The 23,330-nt window shown below is 38.4% G+C and carries 26 protein-coding genes, 1 riboswitch and 1 other annotated feature; of the genes, 7 read left to right on the forward strand and 19 right to left on the reverse strand.

The features are described 5' to 3' along the window. Window positions 1–51: 51 nt before the first annotated feature. The 3 genes from OS138_RS02425 to nagB all read right to left on the reverse strand — a co-directional run bounded on the left by OS138_RS02425 (window position 52) and on the right by nagB (window position 3,169). Window positions 52–1,191, reverse strand: coding sequence for an AI-2E family transporter (locus OS138_RS02425; protein ID WP_325069643.1), 1,140 nt, complete (start codon window positions 1,189–1,191; stop codon window positions 52–54). Window positions 1,192–1,499: 308 nt separating this feature from the next. Continuing rightward, complete coding sequence (locus OS138_RS02430; protein ID WP_002287788.1) at window positions 1,500–2,213, reverse strand: MgtC/SapB family protein; 714 nt, start codon at window positions 2,211–2,213, stop codon at window positions 1,500–1,502. 254 nt (window positions 2,214–2,467) lie between these two features. Beyond that, window positions 2,468–3,169 (reverse strand): glucosamine-6-phosphate deaminase, encoded by a 702-nt coding sequence (gene nagB / locus OS138_RS02435; RefSeq protein WP_002287787.1) that lies wholly within the window; start codon window positions 3,167–3,169, stop codon window positions 2,468–2,470. Between the two features lie 233 nt (window positions 3,170–3,402). Between nagB and OS138_RS02440 the strand changes: the two genes are divergently transcribed. Further along, on the forward strand, window positions 3,403–4,935 hold the full coding sequence (locus OS138_RS02440; protein ID WP_325069645.1) for an ABC-F family ATP-binding cassette domain-containing protein: 1,533 nt from the start codon (window positions 3,403–3,405) through the stop codon (window positions 4,933–4,935). Between the two features lie 190 nt (window positions 4,936–5,125). Here OS138_RS02440 and OS138_RS02445 read toward each other — a convergent pair whose 3' ends face one another. The 6 genes from OS138_RS02445 to rplK all read right to left on the reverse strand — a co-directional run bounded on the left by OS138_RS02445 (window position 5,126) and on the right by rplK (window position 9,755). After that, window positions 5,126–6,328: an MFS transporter gene (locus tag OS138_RS02445; RefSeq protein WP_087626413.1), complete on the reverse strand. Its 1,203-nt coding sequence runs from the start codon at window positions 6,326–6,328 to the stop codon at window positions 5,126–5,128. 81 nt (window positions 6,329–6,409) lie between these two features. Then, window positions 6,410–7,099 (reverse strand): TVP38/TMEM64 family protein, encoded by a 690-nt coding sequence (locus tag OS138_RS02450; protein ID WP_087626412.1) that lies wholly within the window; start codon window positions 7,097–7,099, stop codon window positions 6,410–6,412. Window positions 7,100–7,204: 105 nt separating this feature from the next. Further along, entirely contained in the window at window positions 7,205–7,573 is a 369-nt protein-coding gene (gene rplL / locus OS138_RS02455; RefSeq protein ID WP_002294588.1) for a 50S ribosomal protein L7/L12, read from the reverse strand. Between the two features lie 52 nt (window positions 7,574–7,625). Beyond that, the gene (gene rplJ / locus OS138_RS02460; RefSeq protein ID WP_002291634.1) at window positions 7,626–8,129 is read right to left on the reverse strand and encodes a 50S ribosomal protein L10; all 504 of its coding nucleotides are present in this window, start codon (window positions 8,127–8,129) and stop codon (window positions 7,626–7,628) included. A gap of 204 nt (window positions 8,130–8,333) precedes the next feature. Continuing rightward, window positions 8,334–8,461: a sequence feature (ribosomal protein L10 leader region), on the reverse strand. Window positions 8,462–8,539: 78 nt separating this feature from the next. Next, window positions 8,540–9,229, reverse strand: a complete 690-nt coding sequence (gene rplA, locus OS138_RS02465) for a 50S ribosomal protein L1 (protein ID WP_002294587.1) — start codon at window positions 9,227–9,229, stop codon at window positions 8,540–8,542. Window positions 9,230–9,332: 103 nt separating this feature from the next. Beyond that, complete coding sequence (gene rplK / locus OS138_RS02470) at window positions 9,333–9,755, reverse strand: 50S ribosomal protein L11 (RefSeq protein ID WP_002291638.1); 423 nt, start codon at window positions 9,753–9,755, stop codon at window positions 9,333–9,335. Between the two features lie 342 nt (window positions 9,756–10,097). Between rplK and sdaAB the strand changes: the two genes are divergently transcribed. Together sdaAB and sdaAA are read left to right on the forward strand one after the other, a co-directional pair. Continuing rightward, on the forward strand, window positions 10,098–10,766 hold the full coding sequence (gene sdaAB, locus OS138_RS02475) for an L-serine ammonia-lyase, iron-sulfur-dependent subunit beta (protein WP_002294585.1): 669 nt from the start codon (window positions 10,098–10,100) through the stop codon (window positions 10,764–10,766). A gap of 12 nt (window positions 10,767–10,778) precedes the next feature. Next, entirely contained in the window at window positions 10,779–11,651 is an 873-nt protein-coding gene (gene sdaAA, locus OS138_RS02480; protein WP_002294584.1) for an L-serine ammonia-lyase, iron-sulfur-dependent, subunit alpha, read from the forward strand. Between the two features lie 90 nt (window positions 11,652–11,741). Here the strand turns inward: sdaAA and OS138_RS02485 are convergent, their stop codons facing one another. The 5 genes from OS138_RS02485 to rpmG all read right to left on the reverse strand — a co-directional run bounded on the left by OS138_RS02485 (window position 11,742) and on the right by rpmG (window position 14,890). After that, window positions 11,742–12,842, reverse strand: coding sequence for a lactate oxidase (locus OS138_RS02485; RefSeq protein ID WP_087626411.1), 1,101 nt, complete (start codon window positions 12,840–12,842; stop codon window positions 11,742–11,744). Window positions 12,843–12,933: 91 nt separating this feature from the next. Further along, entirely contained in the window at window positions 12,934–13,821 is an 888-nt protein-coding gene (locus OS138_RS02490; RefSeq protein WP_087626410.1) for an alpha/beta fold hydrolase, read from the reverse strand. A gap of 76 nt (window positions 13,822–13,897) precedes the next feature. Continuing rightward, window positions 13,898–14,443 (reverse strand): transcription termination/antitermination protein NusG, encoded by a 546-nt coding sequence (gene nusG / locus OS138_RS02495; protein WP_002294580.1) that lies wholly within the window; start codon window positions 14,441–14,443, stop codon window positions 13,898–13,900. A gap of 100 nt (window positions 14,444–14,543) precedes the next feature. After that, window positions 14,544–14,714 carry a preprotein translocase subunit SecE gene (gene secE, locus OS138_RS02500; RefSeq protein ID WP_002294579.1) on the reverse strand — a complete coding sequence of 57 codons (171 nt, stop codon included), beginning with the start codon at window positions 14,712–14,714 and terminating at the stop codon, window positions 14,544–14,546. A gap of 23 nt (window positions 14,715–14,737) precedes the next feature. Then, the gene (gene rpmG, locus OS138_RS02505; protein WP_087626409.1) at window positions 14,738–14,890 is read right to left on the reverse strand and encodes a 50S ribosomal protein L33; all 153 of its coding nucleotides are present in this window, start codon (window positions 14,888–14,890) and stop codon (window positions 14,738–14,740) included. A 161-nt stretch (window positions 14,891–15,051) separates the two neighbouring features. On the opposite strand from rpmG, the gene cbpA reads away from it, so the two are divergent. Further along, the gene (gene cbpA, locus OS138_RS02510) at window positions 15,052–15,696 is read left to right on the forward strand and encodes a cyclic di-AMP binding protein CbpA (protein ID WP_002294577.1); all 645 of its coding nucleotides are present in this window, start codon (window positions 15,052–15,054) and stop codon (window positions 15,694–15,696) included. A gap of 55 nt (window positions 15,697–15,751) precedes the next feature. On the opposite strand, the gene OS138_RS02515 is transcribed toward cbpA, so the two are convergent. Continuing rightward, a complete protein-coding gene (locus OS138_RS02515; RefSeq protein ID WP_002294548.1) occupies window positions 15,752–16,255 on the reverse strand; it encodes a QueT transporter family protein in 504 nt (167 codons plus the stop codon). Window positions 16,256–16,267: 12 nt separating this feature from the next. Then, window positions 16,268–16,314, reverse strand: a riboswitch (PreQ1 riboswitch). A 536-nt stretch (window positions 16,315–16,850) separates the two neighbouring features. On the opposite strand from OS138_RS02515, the gene OS138_RS02520 reads away from it, so the two are divergent. After that, window positions 16,851–17,816: a diacylglycerol/lipid kinase family protein gene (locus OS138_RS02520; protein WP_002294549.1), complete on the forward strand. Its 966-nt coding sequence runs from the start codon at window positions 16,851–16,853 to the stop codon at window positions 17,814–17,816. 98 nt (window positions 17,817–17,914) lie between these two features. Here the strand turns inward: OS138_RS02520 and OS138_RS02525 are convergent, their stop codons facing one another. From OS138_RS02525 to OS138_RS02535, 3 genes are read right to left on the reverse strand one after another with little or no spacing between them, the layout of a single operon-like run. Next, window positions 17,915–19,087 carry an ABC transporter permease gene (locus tag OS138_RS02525; RefSeq protein ID WP_002318551.1) on the reverse strand — a complete coding sequence of 391 codons (1,173 nt, stop codon included), beginning with the start codon at window positions 19,085–19,087 and terminating at the stop codon, window positions 17,915–17,917. Then, a complete protein-coding gene (locus OS138_RS02530; protein ID WP_002301301.1) occupies window positions 19,074–20,219 on the reverse strand; it encodes an ABC transporter permease in 1,146 nt (381 codons plus the stop codon). Before OS138_RS02530 ends, OS138_RS02525 begins: the two co-directional genes overlap by 14 nt. Before the next feature lie 13 nt (window positions 20,220–20,232). Beyond that, entirely contained in the window at window positions 20,233–21,165 is a 933-nt protein-coding gene (locus OS138_RS02535) for an ABC transporter ATP-binding protein (protein ID WP_002324227.1), read from the reverse strand. A gap of 86 nt (window positions 21,166–21,251) precedes the next feature. On the opposite strand from OS138_RS02535, the gene OS138_RS02540 reads away from it, so the two are divergent. Together OS138_RS02540 and OS138_RS02545 are read left to right on the forward strand one after the other, a co-directional pair. Next, a complete protein-coding gene (locus OS138_RS02540) occupies window positions 21,252–22,361 on the forward strand; it encodes a sensor histidine kinase (protein ID WP_442784205.1) in 1,110 nt (369 codons plus the stop codon). Continuing rightward, window positions 22,358–22,987 (forward strand): response regulator transcription factor, encoded by a 630-nt coding sequence (locus OS138_RS02545; protein WP_002289597.1) that lies wholly within the window; start codon window positions 22,358–22,360, stop codon window positions 22,985–22,987. Before OS138_RS02540 ends, OS138_RS02545 begins: the two co-directional genes overlap by 4 nt. Window positions 22,988–23,096: 109 nt before the next feature. On the opposite strand, the gene OS138_RS02550 is transcribed toward OS138_RS02545, so the two are convergent. Continuing rightward, window positions 23,097–23,324, reverse strand: a complete 228-nt coding sequence (locus tag OS138_RS02550) for a hypothetical protein (protein WP_002289596.1) — start codon at window positions 23,322–23,324, stop codon at window positions 23,097–23,099. Between the last annotated feature and the right edge of the window lie 6 nt (window positions 23,325–23,330).

A 23,330-nucleotide genomic window follows, 5' to 3' on the forward strand; every position in this document is an offset into this window, starting at 1 on the left:
AAGAGTTTAGCGTACAGATATTTTAAATGTACACTGAACTCTTTTTTATGCTTATTCACTTGTTTCTTCCAGCACTTTTGGACTGTCTAACTTTTCCGAAACATGTTCCATTCTTCTCAATAAATAGATTTTCCGGATATTTAATATTATCGTCTTAATCACTGCATAGACAGGTATGCAAATCAGCATGCCTAATATTCCTGCGACACTTCCTGCTCCAATCAATACCAAGATGATCGTCAAAGGATGGATATTCATTGATTTCCCAAATAACAACGGCTTGATCAAATTTCCATCTAATTGTTGGATCACTAAAATCGACAACGCCATATACAAAGCTTGAAATGGAGAGATAAACAAACCGACAATGATTGCTGGTACCGCTCCAATAAAAGGGCCGACATACGGGATAATATTCGTAATTCCGCAAATGACCGCAAGCAACAAGCTATAAGGCTGATCGAATATTCTCATTGCCAAAAAGCTCATTACACCAATAATCAAAGCATCTAAGATCGTACTGCTGATATAGGCAGATAATGTTTCGTTTAATTCTTTTACCGTTTGGCGTAACTCTTTACGAATCGCTTTCGGAAAGAAGTGAGACAACGCATCAATAAATTTGTGCCCATCCTTGAACATAAATAGCAAAATAAATGGAACGGTAAATAACAAAATAAAAAATTGCATCATAAATGAAATGATTTTTGAGACACTTGCAGATAAACTGACTAATATGATATTGAACAAATTACTAAGAGATAAATTTGCTGATGCTAATTGTTCTTCCAAATTGAAATTTTTAAACTCTTCCCGCTGCGCCAATTCATTTAACCATTTGCTTGTTTCATCTGCATACGTCGGCAAGCTCTGGGTCAATTGAATTGTCTGTTCCATTAACTGAGGCACTACATTCATGACAGTTAAAACAACTAAAATGATTACGACCAAAAACGTCAATAAAAAACCGAACACTCTCGGGATCCGATGCTTTTCGAGAAAAACAACGATTGGATCGAACATATAATAGATAAAACCAGCAACAAGCAATGGTAAAAAAATTGCCGAAAGCATTTTCAATATTGGACTAAAAATATTCGGCATTTGTAAAATAAAGTACACGCCGATGATCGTGAGTACTAGCTCCACTGTCCAGAAAAATAGTTTTGATTGTTTAAAAAGTGATTGCATACATCTCCTCCAAGGTCCTTTGATACTTCTATTCTATCATTTAACAAAGAGTTACGCGCTGAGATTTTCATTTGCTTAAAAAAAACAAAAAAAATAAACATATTTTAATGAGTAGACGAGTACTTAAACAAAAACACGGTTTGAAGTAGTGACAAAAATTATACTGCAGTCCCTTTTTCCAAATAAACGGTGTTCAAAAGCTTGCATCTTCGTAATAAGCCCAGCCAAACGAAAAATATAAGGAACTATTTTTATTTGGCTGGGCTTATTACTTGATGTAGGACATCTATTTTACAACCTCAGATCATTTATTGCGCAATACTGACTAAATGCAACTTTGTGATATTTTTGTGTACGGACAACTCCTCGATCACATCGGCATAAGTGAGCCCTTTTGGAAGATCAATCGTATAGATATTTTTGTACACTCGGTAGTCATCAACGAATTTTACATCAAAATTCACATCTTCGATTACGATATTTTTCTCTTCAAAATAATCGGTAAGAAAATCTTTGGTTTCTTTTCTATGGATAAATTGGATTTCTAACTTTTTAGTCGTAGGTACATGGATCACGCGTTTCACTACTGTGAGTGCAATAGCAATCCCGATAAAACTGATGATCGCAATGGAATAGTAACCCATGCCGATGGCGATCCCTAATCCAGCAATAGCCCATAAAGAAGCGGCAGTCGTAAGTCCCGTCACCGATTGTTTCGTGACGATGATCGTTCCCGCGCCTAAGAAACCGACACCACTCACCACTTGAGCAATCAGCCTTGCTTCATCTGAACGAATCGTTCCAGCAAGCTGTGGATACTCTAAAGCATCTCTTAATGCACCACTAGCGATCTCAACTTGGATCAATGCAATGATACATGCTCCCATACAAACTAAAATATGCGTACGCATACCTGCTGGACGATTTTTATATTGTCGTTCAAAACCGATTGCTCCACCAAATAGCATAGCGATCCCTAAACGTAAAATAATCTCTGGAATTGTCAATACCATATCATTCATCTAAACACCCTCCAGTCCAATATATCATGTCTGAAAGGAGCAGACAAAAAAAGTGCAATTTTTACCTCTTACGAAAAAAGGACTGTGACAAAATTTTTGTCATAGTCCTTTTTATGAATAAACGGTGTTCAATCTGCTGACCTTCGGTATTAGCTCAACAAACGGCAAAATATGGGGAGCTATTTTTCCTTTGTCTTCTCTAATACTCAGGTCAAAACGCTGATTTCACAACCTCTTTAGCCTACTATTGAAAATTACAACTTACTTGCTGCTTCTTCATCGATGATCACAACAACATTGTCGTGGTTTTGCAATACACTTGCTGGTAAATGATTCGTTACAGGTCCTTCAATCATCCCTTTGATTGCATCAGCTTTGCTTTCGCCAAATGCCATCAAGACGATTTCTTTACTTTTCATAATTGAACCGATTCCCATTGAAACAGCTTTTGTTGGTACATCTTCTGCTTTATCGAAGAATCGTTTGTTTGCATTGATTGTTGATTCTGTTAAGTCAACTACTGAAGTCGTTCCGTCAAATGAAGCACCAGGTTCATTAAAACCGATATGTCCATTTTGCCCGATTCCTAAGATTTGGATATCGATTGGATGTGCATCGATGATTTGATCATACTTTTTGCATGCTGCTTCCAGATCTTCTGCTTTTCCATCTGGTACAAACGTTTCTTTGAATGGTTTTTTATCAAATAATTGGACATCCATGAAATGACGGTAGCTTTGTTCATCTGAACCGCCTAGTCCAACGTACTCATCTAAGTTTACAGAAGTCATTTCACTGAAATCCAAATCGCTTGAAGTCATTTCTTTATATAAAGTAACTGGTGTGCTTCCTGTTGCCAATCCTAATACTTTTGCACCTTTGTTCATACCTTCTTTGATGATTTCAAATGCTTTTTTTCCGCCTTCTTCAGCGTTTTTTACACGAATGATTTCCATAGTGATTGCTCCTTTGTATTTTGGTATAGCCCAATTATAGCATTCTTTTTTTCTTTTTACAATAATTAGTATAGACCAAATTGCATTTTTTTCATTTTCTTGACAATAAATAGGAATCCGTGTTAGGTTTCATAAGATGGTTCAATCAAACAATCCATGTTGCATGAAAACCAAGCAAGTGATTCACTGTGGACGCTTTATGTCTGCAGTTTTTTTATGAAAAAGGAGTTATTATGAGTATACTGACATTAAACAACATTACCCAGCAATTTGGCGACAAAATCCTCTATGAAGGTGTCGATCTGCAATTAAATGCTGGCGAACATCTTGGGCTGATTGGACAAAACGGAGCCGGTAAAAGTACATTGATTAAAATCATCACTGGTGAGATCTTACCAGATGACGGACAGATCCATTGGCAAAAAAATATTCACAAAGGTTACCTCGATCAATATGTGGAAGTCGATGAAACATTAACAATCGAAGAATTTCTAAAAACTGCGTACGCAAAAGAATACGAAAAGGAAGAAAAAATTGCTTTTCTTTACCAAACATATAGCGAGACCTTCGATGATTCCTTGCTGGAAAAAGCTGGGAAACTCCAAACGGAATTAGACCAAGGAGTGTTTTATCAAATCGACACCTTAGTTTCTGAGATGAGCAGCGGGTTGGGGATCGATGTCTTAGGTTTAGATTCACTGTTGAAAAATCTAAGTGGTGGACAACGTTCAAAGGTGATTTTAGCAAAACTACTTTTAGAAAACCCAGATGTTCTGATCTTAGATGAACCAACCAATCACTTAGATGATCAGCATATCCAATGGCTGACGCAGTTTCTTCAGGATTTTGACGGTGCGTATATCGTGATTTCCCATGACCAAGAATTTCTTGATCAGATCACCACCCATATCGCAGACATCGAGTTTGGAAAGATTACTAAGTATACTGGCCATCTAAAACAAGCATTGAAACAAAAGGAACAAAATCGCGAAAGCTATTTGCGCCAATATCATGCTCAACAAAAACAAATCGAAAAGACCGAAGCTTATATTCGAAAATACAAAGCCGGTTCCCGATCAACGATGGCAAAAAGCCGACAAAAACAATTAGATAAAATCGAACGGCTGACGCCTCCAGCTTCAGCAAGTAAAGCTGTCTTTGATTTTCCATTCTCGCCTATTGTCACGACATTAGCAGTGGAAACAACTGATTTAGTCATCGGATATGATCGACCGCTACTTGCACCCATCAATTTGACCATCCGCTTTGGTGAAAATATTGCCATTCGAGGCTTCAACGGGATTGGAAAATCTACTTTATTAAAAACACTGATCGGTGAGATTGAAAAAATAAGTGGCGATTTCCACTTCCCAGATAACACAAAAATCAATTACTTTTCACAAGATCTGTACTGGGAAAATCCATTAGAAACACCACTACAATATTTAAGCAGTCAATTTCCAAAAGCGACTATCAAAGAATTACGTCGCCAACTAGCTAAAGCAGGGTTAGTTAATCAATTAGCAAGTGAACCTCTCACTACATTAAGTGGTGGGGAACAAACTAAGGTGAAACTTGCACAGTTGACAATGAACCAAGGCAATTTACTGATTCTCGATGAACCGACGAACCATATCGATCAAGAAACGAAAGAAAGCTTACAAGACGGGATACAGAAATTTCCAGGAACAGTAATCATCGTCTCTCATGAACAAGAATTTTATCAAGATCTTGTGCAACGAGTCATTGAGATTGAACCAAAATAAACGTTTGATTGAATAGTTGAAAAAAAGGAGCTGTGACAAAATTTTTGTCACAACTCCTTCTTCTGAATAAATGGTGTCCAATTAGCTGACCTTCGGTATTAGCTCAAAAAACGGCAAAATATGAGGAGCTATTTTTATTTGGCTATTCTTATTACTTGATGCAGAACAGCTTTTCACAACCTCTTTTCGTCTATTTTTTATTTTCGAGATTTCTCTTTCCTTTAAAAACAACTGTTTGAAAGAAGAACGCACATCCTTGAAAAACAAGACCGCTAACCGTTACACCTAACCAGCCATACTGCTGCCACATTGTCGTCCCTAGCAATGAACCAGCCGCACCTCCAATAAAGTACATAAACATAAATACAGTATTATTTCGGTTGCTTGCTGCTTCACCTAGCCCTTGTACTCGTGTTTGATTGGCGACTTGACCAAATTGATTCCCGACGTCTAATAAAATAATAGCTAAAAGCAAAATGGCCAAATGGCTTCCGCCAACCAATAAAGCAATAAAGCTTATTGTTTGCATAACAAGTCCCATATACACGATTTTTCTTTCAGAATAAGAATCTGCCAGTCGTCCCACGATAGGTGCAGCAACTGCTCCAGACAAACCAAAAATCGCTAATATCCCTGCTTCGAATGTTCCCCAATTGTAGGCGGGACTGCTGATATAAAAAATCAACGTAGACCAAAAGATCGAAAATGTTCCAAACATGAAAAATCCACTGACTGCCGCTTCTCTTAATAGACGTTGAGAAGCAACTAAATGCGGCAAACTTTTAAGTGAATCAAGGTATGAAACAGCTGTACTACTTTGCTGGACAGAACGCGGCATTTTCCAGTAAAGCAGAAGTGTAAGAATTCCGACTGCACATAAAGCAAATAAATAGATCATCCGCCAAGAAAAAAGACTGGCAACAATACCAGATACCGTCCGAGAAAGCAAAATCCCCACGAGTAAACCGCTAAGCAATGTACCCATGACCTTCCCTCTTGCTTTTGGTCCCGCTAGTACCGCACCGTAAGGAATGATGATTTGCGGCACGATCGAAAGTAATCCTATTAAAAAAGAAGCGCATGCAAATAACGCAAACGAAGGCGCAAAAAAAGCGGCCAACAGCGAGATAGCAGATAACGCTGCCATTCGTATAATTAATTTTGGACGATCCACCACGTCCCCTAAAGGAACTAAAAACAGTAGCCCTAGTGCATAGCCTAACTGAGTCAACATTGTTAATATCCCGACTGCACTTGTGCTAACAGATAAACTAGCTGCTACTTTTGTTCCAATCGGCTGGATGTAATACATATTGGCAACAACGACACCGCAAGTGATTGATAATAATAAAATAAGCGACGTTGTTAAAGGTGTTTTTTCTTTACTCTCCATTGATTTCCCCCATTTCCTATCTTAGTTTACAACTTATGGAAAAGATTGGAAATAGAAAAATACAACTATTCGCCACACTTATTATTTTTGTCTTTGTTTTCCTTGTTTTTTCTTGCGATCTTTATAAATGAAGACAACTAACCCTACTAGCACAGTAACACTTGCAACCAACGTGACTGCAGTTTTGTTATATCCGTGAAACAGAGCTTCTCCACCACACGCATACAACACAGACGAAGGGATGACTCCAATCACGATCGACAATATGATTTGCTGTAGAGGCAATTTCATCGCATCTGCAGCAAAATTGACCATAGAAGATGGAATAACCGGTATCATATAGCCTAACATTACACCTATTTTTGGATGTTTCATTTGTCGGATTGCTTGCACCCAATGATTCGTTTCGGTTTTCTTATCTAAAAATTTTAAGCGATGCATAAGGAAAATTGCAGTGATGTTACCAAGAGCATTACCCAAAATGTTGATGATCGCACCTGTCAGTGGTCCAAAGCTCAAACCAGCAATGACTCCAACTACTGAAGTAGGAATACCTGGAACAGCACACATCACCGCTGTCAATACGATCAAGAGTATCGATGCAAAAGTCCCATGCGAACGAATATGTGCGAGTAGCTCTGCCTTACTCGCTCTCGGATTTAAAAATAATTGGATGTCTGTCTGATATTCTAAATACAACCGATAGCCCACTACCAGTATCAGAATGATTCCCAACGTGATCAACATCAATCGGATTATTTTCTTTTTCATATTTCCTCCTGAAAAAAATCTATATTCATTAAATAATAGTTTAACATAAAAACAAAAAAGCACCGAAATCCAACATAGGATCTCAGTGCTTTTAAATAGTAAAAATTATTTAACAGTTACAGATGCGCCAACTTCTTCAAGTTTAGCTTTCAATTCTTCAGCTTCTTCTTTAGATACGCCTTCTTTAACTGGTGCAGGAGCGCCATCAACTACAGCTTTAGCTTCTTTCAAGCCTAAACCAGTTGCTTCACGAACTGCTTTGATAACTTTAACTTTTTGGTCTCCAGCTGCAGTTAATTCTACAGTGAATTCTGTTTGTTCTTCAGCAGCAGCAGCGCCACCAGCAGCAGCTACAGCTACAGGAGCAGCAGCAGATACGCCAAATTCTTCTTCAATAGCTTTAACTAGGTCGTTAAGTTCTAGGATAGTTGCTTCTTTTAACTCAGCAACGATGTTTTCAATGTTCAATGCCATTATAATTTCCTCCGTTTAATTGTTCTTTTTTATTTAATGCTTTATGCGGCAATTAAGCTGCATCTCCATCTTCTTTGTCTGCCACTGCTTTGACAGCGTAAGCCACGTTGCGGACTGGCGCTTGTAGTACAGATAGCAACATAGATAGAAGTCCTTCGCGATTTGGCAATTTTGCCAATGCTGTGATTTCTTCCAATGAAGAGACTTTACCTTCGATGATACCGCCTTTGATTTCTAATGCTTTTGCTTCTTTAGCAAATTCGTCCATGATTTTCGCTGGTGCGACTACATCTTCGTTACTGAATGCAACAGCTGTAGGTCCAGTGAATACTTCGTCCATGCCTTCAAGGCCAGCTTTTTTAGCTGCACGTGAAAGAATAGAATTTTTGATAACTTTCATTTCTACGTTAGCATCACGAAGTTGTTTACGTAAACGTGTTACTTCATCAACTGTTAATCCGCGGTAGTCAACGACTACTACTGATGCAGCTGCTGTAAATTTTTCGCTTACTTCATCAACGATTGCTGCTTTTTTTGCGATAATTGCTTCACTCATTTTTGAGTTTCACCTCCTGAATTTTGATGGAAGAGTTTTTTTGCACTGAAAAGGCAAATCACTTTTATAGTTACTTTGCTCAACCAGTATTGTTCATCATCTCTTCACTTCGTTCATAGTGATTCTACTCGCTTTGCTCGAAAGGAAACTCCTTTCGCTTTGCTCAACCAGTATTGTTCATCATCTCTTCACTTCGTTCATAGTGATTCACAATAAAAAACTCTATGCCACCGCAGACATAGAGGGACTATTGAATATATTCAATAAACGTCCTCGGTAGGAAATTAAGGCTTGATGCCACCTACTGTCTTCGGTACAAGTTAATTATTAACCTCAACTAGCTTAGCATGCTAAACTAGTTGAGTCAAGAATTATTTTTCAGTTGGATCAATCAACATTCTAATATTTAATTAGAAAGAAGCTTGGTCAACATGGATACCAGGTCCAAATGTTGTTGTGATCGTTACATTTTTCATGTATTGACCTTTAGCTGCTGATGGTTTAGCTTTTAGCAATACATCATGGATTGCTGCAAAGTTTTCAACTAATTTTTCATCGTCAAATGAAACTTTTCCGATTGGTACATGGATATTTCCAGCTTTGTCCACACGGTAAGTTACTTTACCAGCTTTCACTTCGTTTACTGCTTTTGTTACGTCCATTGTAACTGTACCAGTTTTAGGGTTTGGCATTAAGCCTTTTGGTCCTAATACTCGTCCTAGACGACCTACAGTAGCCATCATATCAGGTGTTGCAACAACTACGTCAAAGTCAAACCATCCGTTTTGGATTTTTTGAACCATGTCGTCGTCACCTACGAAATCTGCACCAGCTGCTTCAGCTTCTTTTGCTTTGTCTCCTTTAGCAAAAACTAAAACAGTTTGTGTTTTACCAGTTCCGTTTGGTAATACAACAGCACCACGGATTTGTTGGTCTGCTTTTTTAGGGTCTACGTTCAAACGGTATGCAACTTCAACTGTTGCATCAAATTTTGCAATGTTTGTTTCTTTTGCTAAAGCTACTGCTTCAGCAACAGGATAAACTTTACTTGAATCAACTTTTTTTAATGCATCTTGCATTTTTTTGCTCTTTTTAGCCATTTTGGTTCCTCCTTGATTGTGGTTATAACGGTTGTACCTCCCACGTGTTCTATATCTTTCAATATAGAGCCAACTGAGAAGCTGCTGTCTTAGGGTGTAGAGATTATTCTACAGTGATCCCCATGCTTCGTGCAGTTCCTTCAACCATGCGCATTGCTGCTTCAACGTTAGCTGCGTTTAGGTCTTCCATTTTTAATTCAGCGATTTCTCTTACTTGATCGCTAGAAACTTTCGCAACTTTATTTTTGTTTGGTTCGCCTGAACCTTTTTCGATTTTAGCTGCTTTTTTCAATAGAACAGCAGCTGGCGGTGTTTTTGTAACGAATGTGAATGAACGGTCTTCGTATACAGAAATAACAACCGGAATGATCAAACCTGCTTGATCAGCTGTACGAGCGTTGAATTCTTTTGTGAATCCCATGATATTGATACCCGCTTGACCTAGTGCAGGACCTACTGGTGGAGCTGGAGTTGCTTTACCTGCAGGAATTTGCAATTTAACGATTTTTTCTACTTTCTTTGCCACGAGACATACCTCCTTAAGTCCGTGATGTGGTTAATTGGAGATGCATATTTCTCCTCCCACGTTTTATCTGATCTGAAAAAATCCAGACAAATAATGTGCAAAACAATGCACACTGGTACAGTATAGCAAATTTATTTGTTTTTTCAAGATTTTTTTCTGCTATTTTTACATTTTGCTTGAATAAACGCTAAATTTATTCTAAAAAAACAACAATTTTTCGTTCCCATTTCTTCTTTTATGTTACACTTGCGCTAGCATGGTTCAACAGATGAAAGCAAACAATAACACGGTTTTTTAGACCCTTGTACAAAGATTCCTACATAACAAAATGAGGTGGAGAAAATGAAAGATTTAAGGTATAGAAGTGTCTTTGATATTATTGGACCTGTGATGATTGGTCCAAGTAGCTCTCACACTGCCGGAGCTGCTAGAATCGGGAAAATCATACGTAGTATATTTGGCGAACAACCTGATTCTGTAGATATTTATCTATATGAATCATTTGCAAAAACCTATCGGGGGCACGGAACAGATATTGCATTAGTTGGCGGTCTGTTAGGGATGGAACCCGATGATGAACGTTTAGCTGATTCTTTGAAATTGGCATATGAAGCCGGTATGGAAGTCTTGTTTGTTCCTAAGAGTGAAAAAGCCGAACATCCAAACTCTGTAAAGATGCTTCTAAAAAAAGGAACACGAAAGCTTTCAGTCACCGGCATTTCGATCGGCGGTGGCAATATCCAGATTTCTGAATTGAATGGATTCAAAATTTCTTTAAGCATGGGTACTCCTACCTTGATCGTTGTCCACCAAGATGTTCCAGGTATGATTGCTAAAGTGACTAGTATACTTTCTGAGACCAATACGAATATCGGCACTATGACAGTGACACGGGAATCAAAAGGTGAAAATGCCATTATGATAATTGAAGTAGATGATCCTCAAGTAGAAGAAACGGTAAAAAGACTCAAACAGCTGCCAAATATCGACAGCGTAAATTATTTCGATTAAGGAGCTAAAAAAATGTTTTTATCGATTGAAGAATTAGTAGATCAAGCAAAAGCTTATCCAAGTGTAGCAGAATTGATGATTGCAGTTGAAATGGAAATGAGTGGCCGTTCCCGTAGTCACATCATCGAGATCATGGAAAAAAACCTCTCAGTAATGGAACAATCAATCAACGAGGGAAAAGAAGGTGTCACCTCCGTCACAGGAATTACCGGTGGTGATGCAAAAAAATTAGATGATTATTTAAATGAGGCAGACTTTTTAAGTGGAGAAACAATCTTAAAAGCTGTACGCAATGCTGTAGCTGTTAATGAAGTCAATGCAAAAATGGGGTTGATTTGTGCTACACCGACTGCCGGAAGCGCGGGTGTTGTTCCTGGTGTGCTGATGGCTGTCCGAGATCGGCTTGATTTAACACATGAACAGCAATTGGAATTCTTATTTACCGCTGGCGCTTTCGGGTTAGTTATCGCAAACAACGCTTCTATCAGTGGTGCAGAAGGGGGATGTCAAGCAGAAGTTGGTTCTGCAAGTGCAATGGCAGCAGCAGCTTTGGTTTGTGCAAAAAATGGGACTCCTCATCAAGCAGCACAAGCAGTAGCCATTACATTGAAAAATATGATGGGACTGATTTGCGATCCCGTTGCAGGCTTAGTTGAAGTCCCGTGTGTCAAACGTAATGCTTTAGGCTCTTCTCAAGCTTTTATCTCTGCTGATATGGCATTAGCGGGTATCGAAAGTGTCATTCCGCCGGATGAAGTCGTTGCTGCAATGTACCAAGTCGGACGTCAAATGCCGTCGATTTTCAAAGAAACAGCAGAAGGTGGCTTAGCTGTTACGCCAACTGCTAAACGACTTGCGGAAGAGATTTTAAATAAGAGGGCGTGATAAAGCTCCTTAATTTCGAGTATTAAGAGATTAGTTATCTTCATAACAAAAAACGAAGAGAGGACTAATTGCCCTTCTCTTCGTTTTTTATTAATCCATCAATTTCGTATTTTTTACTTCATCGATCGTTTTTGTTCCTGCAAGTTGCATCGTGATCAACAATTCTTTGTTCAGGTGTTCAAAAACAGATGTTACTCCTTCTGCCCCACCTAGATTCAACCCATAAATCACTGGTCGGCCAATCGCAACTAAGTCAGCACCACTTGCCAGAGCTTTGAAGACATGCTCTCCTCGACGGACACCAGAGTCGAAAATCACTGGTACACGTTTGTTGACTACTTCGGCAATTTTTGGCAATACTTCAAAGGAAGCAGGACCTCCATCTAATTGACGTCCACCATGATTGGATACCCAGATACCATCTGCCCCTGCAGAGATAGCGATTACTGCATCTTCTGGCGATTGTATTCCTTTTACGATAACTGGAAGATGGGTGATTTCTTTGATTGTTTTGATGTCATCTGGTGTCAAGCCTTGTTTTGCAGCTGCATAAATTTCTGCGATTCCTTTTCCTTCGCCATTACCACTTGCACTTTGTTCGCTATAAGCAGCTAAGTTAGGCATTGGTAATGGAAATTGGAATTGATTGATGACGTCTTCTTCACGGTAACCACCGAGCGTTGAATCTGCCGTTAAAATGATAGCTTTAGCCCCTGCTTCTACTGCTTTGTTCAAAATGAACTCATTGAATCTGTCGTCTTTACTCATATATAATTGGAAAAACTGCGGTGCGCCTGGCGCTGCATCGGCTGCGTCTTTGATTGTCGTATTTGCATAAGTGCTGATGGAAAAGATTGATCCAGCAGCAGCTACTCCTTTAGCTGTATCAGCTTCCCCTTTTTCATGTGCCAATCCTTGGGCCGCTGATGGCGCTTGGATAATCGGTGTATCTAATTCAATTCCGAAAACAGATGTATGCAAATCGGCTGAGTCGATTCCGCGTAATATCCGTGGCATGATTTTCTTTGTATTAAAAGAAGTCGTATTTTCTTTCATCGTCCACTCATCTTCAGAACCACCGCGAATATAGCCAAAAGCTCCTGCTTCCATGCGCTCTTTTACACGACCTTCTAGTGAGGCAATGTTTACAATATCGATTGGATGTTCTTCATTACTTGTATGATAAGTCATAGTAGATCCTTCTTTCATCTTCTTGATTACATATAAATCATACTAAACTTACAAAAAGTAAGCAAACATTTACTCTCAGATACTTTTATCGCTATTCTTTCCAAATAAATCGACTTACAAGCTGATCTACTTCTTGGTTTTCATGAAGCATACTATGAGAGGCATTTTCACCTGTCACTACTTTTTCCTCTATTTCATTTCCGCGTTGCTTCAACAACGCATAGACCGCTAATGCACTGTTTAACGGTACTGTTCCATCACTCAAGTCTGTTTCATCTAGTTGACCAGCAATCAAGAAAAATCGAGTGGTTATAGGAATATTACCGATCATTTGCTGGTAATCTTGATAGCGGTTAGAAACGACAGCAGGCCCCTTTGCTAACTCATCTGTCAGAGACTGCGCACTGTCATCGACAAAATCATTAAAAGGCGCGCCAATTGCTGTTAATGTCTGAACTTGTGGCAATGACGTATCCTGTCCATACGTTCCTAAATAGCGTAGTGCACTAGCTCCTCCCATGGAATGCCCCACTATGTTGACTTTATCTATGCCGTAGTTTTCTTTCAGATACAAAAGACAAGATTTGATCCATTCTGCTTGATTCCACTCGTTATTTTTATTATCTTCAAACAATACTTGGACCATCGGATTATCTGCTTTTCCAGACAAATCTCCTGTTGCTTGTATTTGTCCATCTGTTCCTACTGTTAAAACCAATTCTTTTACTGCTTGCTGATTTTTTTCCAAACGCCGCAACATCCCTTTAAAGGAATTTTCTGTCCCGCTGTAGCCGTGGAAAAATAGTGTTGGAATAGTGGTTTTTTCTATCACTTTACTGGATTCTGCCGTTTTTTCTTTATCAGAAACTTCAGTAGTATTTATCTTCGTCGTCTGGCAACCACTTAACGCAAACAAACTGATAAGGACTAAAGCTGCTGTAGCCGCATGTTTGCATAAATTTTTGATTGGTTCTGTCATACACCTCTTCCTTTCCATATAGAAAAAAGAAAGACTTGAAAGGCCAATCATATGATCGACATTTCAAGTCTCTTTATTAATCGATTTTATCTACTTGATCGAAATCAAGTTCTGTACTTGTTTCACGTCCAAACATATCGATGTTGACTTTCAATTTTTCTTTTTCTCCGTCAACTTCTGTTACTTGTCCTTCTAATCCAGCAAATGCGCCTTCGATGATTTTCACGACTTCGCCAACTTCTACTTCTAGATCATTTTGTCGCAGGCTCATACCGATAGAACGCAAGATATGATTGACTTCTTCTGGAAGTAATGGTGCTGGTTTGCTTCCGGCTCCGTGTGAACCAACGAATCCTGTCACACCAGGTGTGTTGCGGACAACATACCATGAAGCGTCTGTCATGATCATTTCAACAAGTACGTATCCTGGGAATGTTTTATGAACGATTTCTTTTTCTTTCCCATTTTTGACTTCAGTTTCTTTTTCTTCAGGAACAACGACACGGAAAATAAAGTCGGCCATTTTCATACTTTGCGCACGAGATTCGATATTTGCTTTTACTTTGTTTTCATATCCTGAATATGTATGCAAGACATACCAGTTTTTTTCAAAAGATTCCATTGAAGGCTCCTCATTTCATTGTAAAATAAAAAAACCTCAGTACACCCGAAGTTTTTCTTTCGCTTCATTATAGCACTAAAAGTACGTTGTGGCTAGCGAGTTATTTTAAGATCCAGCCAAATAAACTTTGGATGGCTGTATCCATTACGTAAAACATCAATCCGAAAATAATAGAAGTTTCGATGACTACTAACGTATCTTTACGGAGTTGTTTTCTGCTTGGCCAAGTTACTTGTTTGATTTCATCTTTTACGCTTTTTAGAAATTTCATGAGACAACCTCCCTTGCTACTGTTTATTTCGTTTCTTTATGTAATGTATATTGATTACAATATTTACAAAACTTATTGATTTCCAAACGTTCGCCGCTTTTTCCTTCACTGACTGATTTTGTGTAGTTGCGAGACCCACAAACGGAACAAGCGAGTGCTACTTTTTTCTTTGCCATTTACTTCTGCCCCCTTGCTGAGAATCAGACTTATACTTCATAACAGTATCACGTAACTTTTTACTTGTCAATTTGTGAAATAAACTATCTATTGTTTTGGATAAAATTATGATATGATTAATTTGAAATTAAGCTAAAATGAGACAATTGGAGGTATAGCGATGCTATTAAAAACACTTGTATATAAGAAAAAAGATCTGACAACCGTTACAGAGACTAGTACATTAGAAGAAGCATTAAAAATTTTAGAAACTTCCGGATACCGTTGTGTGCCGATCTTAGATTCTTCAGGTAATATTTTCCGTGGAAACATTTACAAAATGCATATCTATCGTCATAAAGCAAATGGCGGTGATATGACGCTTCCTGTCACTCATCTTTTGAAAAACGCTACAAAGTTCATTTACCTGGATACTTCTTTCTTCAAAGTATTCTTTACGATCAAAGAGCTTCCTTATATTGCTGTCCTTGACAGTGAAAATCATTTTTATGGTATTTTGACACATAGTACGTTGCTTAATATGCTCTCTCAATCTTGGAGCGTAGAACAAGGAAGCTATGTACTGACAATTGCTTCCACAGGAAAGCAAGGAGATTTGGCTGCTATTGCAAAAATCATTTCAAAACACAGCAGCATTGCCAGCTGTATTACTCTTGATATTGAAAAAGACGAATACATTCGACGTACATTGATCACGCTACCGGCTAACACTGAAGCGAAAGTATGTGAAACGATCGTCAACCACTTAGAGAAAAAGAATTATAAAGTGGTAGAAATTGAAAATTTGCAAAACCAAGAAGCATAATCAAAAAGCGAAAAAAGAAAACAGCTAATCTGCTTTCTTTTTTCGCTTTTTATAATTAGACACGCTTTTCAAAATCAAGCGCGCGATCTAAATAATACATCAATGGTGCTGAAACAGCCATGACGATAAACTCACTTAATGCAAGCGTGCCATAGGTTGTCCAAAATGCTTGGCCACCTGTTGGAACTAACATATAAGCAATCAGTCCCATGCTGATGGTAAAGAAGATCGTGTTCAATACTAAACGCATCTTTACATTTTTCACTTTGTTTTGCAATAAAGCTGTCAGGCCTAAAGAAAGCAATGTTTGGCCGCCACCAAAAACCACATCCATGATACCAAAACCAAAGAAGGCATTATAGACGATGACCCCGCCTAAAACTCCCCAAAGCAATTTACGGTTAAAGACAACTAAATGATTCAAACTTTCTGAAATACGAAACTGGATCGGCCCTGAGGATACAGGCGCAACTAAAATAGTTAACGCTAGATAAAGAGCCATGATGATGCCATTTACAACGATTACGGATAACCGTTGTCTGCTTTTCGTTTTTTGCATTTTCTCTCCTCTTTTCTCCTAGTTTTTTTAACGCGGGATGGTTGATGAACCGCGGTTATGTGAAACAAACAATAATTATAACAGACTTTTCATTTATTTCAATCCGTCTTATCTGTTTTAAAAAAAGCAAAAGCTCAAATAATGTAAACGTTTGCTAAAAATCGTGGGATATGGTATAAAGTAAGTGTAAGGGGTCATAAGAATTCCCAGTAAAGCAGACGAAGTAGGATCTGCAAGAACAGAATTGTTGTGAAACTTAAATAAATAAAAAAGGATGTGGGAATTTGAGCAACCTCTTACTAGAGAACGGTCTAGCAAGCAGCTGAAGATCTAAGTGGACATGCCGAACCTTGGAACTTCTCCTTACGTAAGTAATGGATCATGCGCTTGCTAGGCTTTTTTGTGTTTTTCGGTCTTCGGACCTTTTTCATTTTCCTAGACTTCTGCTATAATAACCAAGAATTAATTTTGTAACAGATTTTTTTGAAAAAACAAGTTTCTTTCGTTCAAAAATAGAAAAAGCTTGCTAATTATTGGTTAACCAGCAAACAGGAGTATTAAAATATCTTGTTTTATTGAATAGCAGGAGGAAATTATGAAATTCCATTATCATATATTGATCAATCCATCGGCAGGCAGCGGAAATGGCTATAAAGTAGCAGAAAGAATTTTACCGGTATTAAAAAATAAGCATATTGACTATACACTTCATTATAGTGAATACAAAGGACACGATGCTGAGATTGCTGAAACTTTGGCAAAAGAAACATTGATTCCTTGGATAGAAGAAGAACAGAAAACAATCGATACTTTCCCCCTTTTGATCATCGTAGGAGGTGACGGCACCTTACATCAGGTACTTGATACTTTCTATCAGATGGAAGTAGAATTCCCAGTTGCTTATATTCCAGCAGGTTCTGGAAATGATTTTGCTCGAGGGGCAGGCCTTCCAAAAAATCCCAAAAAAGGACTTCAGCTGATTTTAGCAGCTCAATCACCAGAAAAAGTCCACATAATGGCTTATGAAGAAAAAATAAGTGAAAAAAAAGGAATAGCTGTTAATAATTTCGGTATAGGATTAGATGCAGCTATCGTCCATGCGACAAATCATTCTTCCACAAAAAAGCGATTGAACAAATACAACTTAGGATCATTTTCGTATTTATTCTCTATTCTCCGTGCTTTATTCACTCAAAAAGGATTTCCAATTCTGGTAGATGCAGGAGGAAAACAATTAAGTTTTTCAAACGCATTTTTATGTACAGCAACGAAGCATCCTTTTTTTGGCGGAGGAATCGCGATTGTTCCAACTGCTGATGCGTCTAAACCAGTCATTGATTTTGTCGTGGTCGAACGAATCAATTTCTTTAAAATCTTGTGGCTCATTCTTTTACTTATACAGAAAAAACAATTGAAATCGAAATATTTCCATCACTACACAACAAACAGATTACGTATCGTTTCAACAACACCGCAACATGGTCAAGAAGATGGAGAAGAAATGGAAAAACGACCTTTTGATATCACAATAACCACAACTAAACAGTTGTTTTGGTGTTAATAAAAGAGGTTGTGTCAGAAGCTACATCTGGAACACCGTTTATTCGGAAAAAAGGACTGTGACACGACTTTTGTCACAGTCCTTTTTTTACTATGCAGTTAATTCTTTGCCCAATTGGGTTGCCATCGATAGTTTCTTTCTTTACCCAAAATAAATTGGATCATTGAAAACACCGCAGCAAAAGCAACTAAGACACAACCATTGAACCAAAAAGATTCTGCAAATGTTTGATTGTAACTGAGTGTTTCACTGATCAAGTTATTATTTTGAACAAACCAATATGTTGGTGTGAATGCCGCTATTTTGCTAACCATTTCTGGCAAGTATTCTGCTGGTACAAACACCCCACCGATAAAGCAACTGCCTGTGATAAAAATATCTTTGATCCCACCGCTGGTTTCTGAGTTTTTTACCAATGAAGTGATACAAGCCGAAAAGCTAATGACCGGCAATAAAAACAAGAAAGTATTTAAAATATGATACCATACCGTTATATCCCACGAGGTGTGGATCACTAACAGAACCATTAGAAGTAAGAAGCCACTGAACAACAGCAGCGAGTAACTAATCAAACTAAAGGTTACTTTGCGATTCAAGTTTCGTTTGGTAATGGGCGCACTCTGGTTTCGTTTACTGATCTCTTTGCGATTAAACGCTAGATTGATGACGCTGAAACCGCTAAAAATGGATAGAAACAACCCATAAGACAAGAAATTAAAGGTTGTGCCCGTCAACAGCTTTTTCATCCGCTGACTATATCCCGCACTTAGCTCAACTTCTCCAGTAACCGAGAGTGCCATTTGTGTCTGTTCCATAGCTGCATCGATTGTTTTATCTTCTTCTTGAAACAGAATCAGTGTTTGCAAAAAGGTGTTCACTTGCTGTGTAACAACTGTTTTAGAAAAGGCATCTGGGCGACTCTGTATCTTGATCGTCGGCATCTTTCCTACTTCGACTTGTTCGGTAAAGTCTGCAGGCAGATGTAAGATAATGTTTACACGATTAAAATAAAGAGCATCATCGATTTCTTTTTGTGAGGTTCCATCCAATGTAACGACTGTTTCCTTGTCATTCAAATATTTACGAAGGCCTTCGACTACAGGCGACTCTTCTTCGCTAATCAAGGCGATTTTCGCATCTTGCAGAGAGGTATTTTCAACATCAATATTTTGCGCAAAAAAGAATGTGGCAACAACAGTGATAATTACACCTATCAGTAAATTCGATTTATTTGCTTTAAGCAATGTCCAAATCGTTTTATAAAGCGTCATAACGCACCCCTCTTTCCATCCAAGCATTTCCTAACGCAAAAAGGAAAATAAATCCGATCAACCATAGAAGATTGGTATAAAAACTAGCCAAATCAGTGTAGAAATAAAGTTTATACAAACTTTCGCTGATCAAGTTGACGAGATTTAATTGACCAACAATCGGAATATGAAGATCAATCCAATACTTCACTTGTTCCGACCCCATCATACCAGCAAAAAAGCTCATCGCAATCGTCACTGAAATCAAGATGCTATCCTTTTGCACCAGATTCATTTTTGGTATCAAATTACCAACCAATGTACCTAACAAAATCGCACACAACGACCCCAGAGCGGTAACAATCATCAACCATTGCCAACGTTCACCAAAGTCTACTTGATAGATAAAACGAAAGACAGCTAACATAATATAAATCTCTGTCAAAACAATCGTAAAGCTTGCTGCCAAATTAGCGATTGAAACTAACGATTGCTTTCTAGGAATCAAGGACAAGCGAATACCATTTGACGATTGATTTGCTTGCTGATCCTGTACATTGCGGACCCCCCACATCGTCCCGTAGAGAATCGCCATTCCAATCAGAGTGAAGAAATAAAAACTTTTGAAACTCATATTACGACCTGCATGAACTTCTTGAAAAGATACTTCTTGTTCAAAAGCAGTCATGATGGGCGCGAGATCAACGTTCTCCACTTCTGCCACTTTACTCGAAATTATACCAATACGCTGTAAAAATTGATCCATGACGTTTTTCATCAACGTCTGACTCATTCCTGCTTGACCCACATGGAGCGAAACAGATGAACCATCAATGAGATAAAAACCAGCCAAATCATCTGCATTTAGCTTTTCATTCGCTTCTACTTCTGATAGTTCCTGTACTTCAAATAATGGTTTATCATTGACTTCGACTTGTTCTAAGACTGTGGTAAAATTTTCCGAAAGCGCTGTTTGATCCGCTTTGATTACAATTCCAGTATTAATCGTTTCGAGATTGCCACCTTGATCAATCTCGCCAAAGGCCGCCATAAACATCAATCCTAAAAGAATTGGAAAGGCCAATGTCCAAAACAACATGGATTTATTTCGCAGCAGTATTTTTGTGCGATATTTATAAAAATGCCAAAACATTATTTCCCCTCCTCTAGTCTCTCAAATCCTTGCCAGTAATCTCTAAAAAGACATCATTCAAGGACGCTTCTTTGGTTGCTATTTTTCCGTAACTGATCTTTTCTTCTTGTAAGATTGTAAGAATCGGCAACAATACTGTATTTAGTTCAGTAGTTGTTACTTGGAGCTGACCTTTTTTATAAGCGATTCCATCAGAAGCTATTGTTCGCTGAATCGCTGACAACACGTTTTCTGGGAGTAATGGGATGTCGATCGTCAAACGATCCGCCGTCCGTACCATATCTTTTAGAGATTCTTTGGTTCCTTTAGCAATCACCTGTCCTTGATCCATGATCACGATCTGGTCGCAAAGAATTTCTACTTCTTCCATGTAATGTGTTGTATAGACAATGGTTGCTCCTTGTCGATTCAGCTCCTTGATACTTTCTAAAATTTTATTCCGACTTTGGGGGTCTACAGCTACTGTCGGCTCATCTAAAAAAATTAACCGCGGCTTGTGGGCAATCCCACATGCGATGTTCAACCGACGTTTCAAGCCACCACTAAGTTCTCCTGGACGAAACGACACATATTTTTCTAATCCCACTAATTGAATCACCTCTTCAATCAAGGCTTTCCTTTTCTCTTTTTCGGAAACATATAAACCGCAAAAATAATCGATATTTTCTTGCACACTTAGTTCGTCAAAGACCGCAACGTCTTGAGGAACGACCCCAATCATTGCCTTGACAGCATAATTTTCAGGAGTCATTGTTGTCCCGAACAATTTGATGGTTCCTTTGTCATAATTTAACAAAGAAAGCATACAGTTGATGGCAGTCGATTTCCCACTGCCGTTTGGTCCTAACAGACCTAAGACCTCTCCTTCTTGTACTTGCAGATCAAAATGATTCAATGCTACAAAATCTCCATAGCGTTTGACTAATTTATCAATTTCGATAATCATCATGAAAAACTCCTTCCAAATTTCTTGTTGATCTGACTATAATAAAGTGCAAGAAAAGAAACTAGTGACGATTGGCTAAACCACACATGACATTTGTCACAATGAAGGAGTCTGCTATGCATAAATCTCGGCTACTCAACGAAACTAGCTTTCTACTGGTTATCTCATTGCTTTTGCTGGTAAGTCAAGGATTCGTTGCTATGCAAGTTATCTATTTATTGATCGCCGTTTTATTCACTGGTGTCAGTTATTTACTGCCTACAAAGCCAAATTGGATTTTCCAAGTTATTCTATTTCTTTTATGTGCCTTTTTACCTGATCTTGTCCTGTTTCTGCCAGCGACGATGCGAGTGATCGCCCCTGAAGAAAGCCACCTTGATTACTTGTTTTTGTTAGGTTTTTTGTTGATTTCGACGGTTGGTAATCATCCCCCCATCAAGGTCGCCTTTGTCGTAATTTTGCTGTTTTTTTCCTTTTACTTACGAAAAAAAGATCAACGAACGACCGATCTTGAGAAAAAGTACATTGTCTCCAAAGATACTCATTGGGAAAAACAACAAGAGTTATCGGAACAAAATAAAGCATTGGCCCTGTCACAAGAAACACAATTAGCCTTGCAAATTTTGGAAGAACGGAACCGAATTGCCCGAGACATCCATGACAATGTCGGTCATCTGCTGTCAAGTGCGATTTTACAAATTGGTGCGCTTGAAATGATCAATCAAGAACCAAAACTAAAAGAACCATTAGAAAATTTAAGTGCCACCGTTCACACTGGGATGGATCGGATTCGTCAAAGTGTCCATGACCTCCATGAGACATCGATCTCTTTTCAACACTCCTTAGAGTTTCTGATCGCTGATTTTCCTTCTTCTGTTACGATTGAAGGAAACTTGTTTGAAGGATTGAATGAAACGCAGCAAAACTGCTTCTTAATGGTCATCAAAGAAGCCTTAACCAACAGTATCAAACATAGTCATGCCAAAACCGTTGTTTTACATTTTCGAACGTTGCCGGTCTTTTATCGCTTGCAAATCACGAATGATGGCACCAGCCCACAAAAAAATTCTGCTCCCGGTATTGGTTTGAAAACGATGCGTCAACGTGTTCAAGAACAAAAGGGACAAGTCCATATTTTCCAAGAAAACCAGCAATTTCAGTTAACGATCATTTTACCAAGGGAGGGACACCAATGATAACAGTAGTCATTATTGATGATGATCCATTTGTGACGAAATCGTTACAAACCATTTTAGAAAGCACGAAAGAGATCCGTGTGTTAGGCATTGGTCATTGTGCCAAGGATGCGCTAGTCTTATACGAAACCCATCGTCCCGATGTTTTGCTGACGGACATCCGCATGCCTAAACAAACGGGCATCGATGCTGCCAAAGAAATTTTGGCTAAATTTCCCAAAGCCATCCTTTTGCTTTTGACGACATTCAAAGATGAAGAATACATCCGCGAAGCATTTTCCATCGGTGTCAAAGGGTATTTAATCAAACAGAACTTGCAAGCGATTATTCCTTCTGTCAAATCCGCTTATAATGGACAGGCCGTATTTGGTAATGAAATCATCGAGACTTTCACTCAAATGATGAAGAATAAACCGACGATTGATAGTCATGCTTATGCTTCTTTTAGTGAACGTGAGCTTGCAATCATCAAAGAAGTAGCTGCCGGGAAAAACAATAAAGAAATTGCAGATGCCTTGTACTTGAGTGACGGCACTGTTCGCAATTACATCAGCCAATTACTAGAAAAGCTAGATTTACGGGATCGCACGCAATTGGCTATCTATTTTTATCAGCATTTGCAATAAGTCTTATCTAACACAAAAAAACCTGAATGATGCTCCTTCGCATCATTCAGGTTTTTTTCACATCTTCTATTCAATTGTCCCGCAAACCATTTCCTCACGATTAAAAGAATCAAGGATTCGCAGGGCTGCCAGGATTCGTTGGATTGTTCGGCGTGTTAGGCGGAAAAATAGGCGCCTTGTCTAACGTTTTTTCTAGTTTTGATTCTTCACGATCGTCTCGTTCTACATCAGGACTTTCATTCAATTTGAATTCTTTTTCCATCTCATCTAACTTTTTAAAGTCATTGCCAGATTCTTTTGCTAATTTCGCTAATTTATCTTCGGTTTCTTTAGCCATAAAGTA

Origin of the sequence: Enterococcus sp. E5-37 (genome assembly GCF_035726925.1) — a bacterium.
Classification (GTDB): Bacteria; Bacillota; Bacilli; order Lactobacillales; family Enterococcaceae; genus Enterococcus_B; species Enterococcus_B faecium.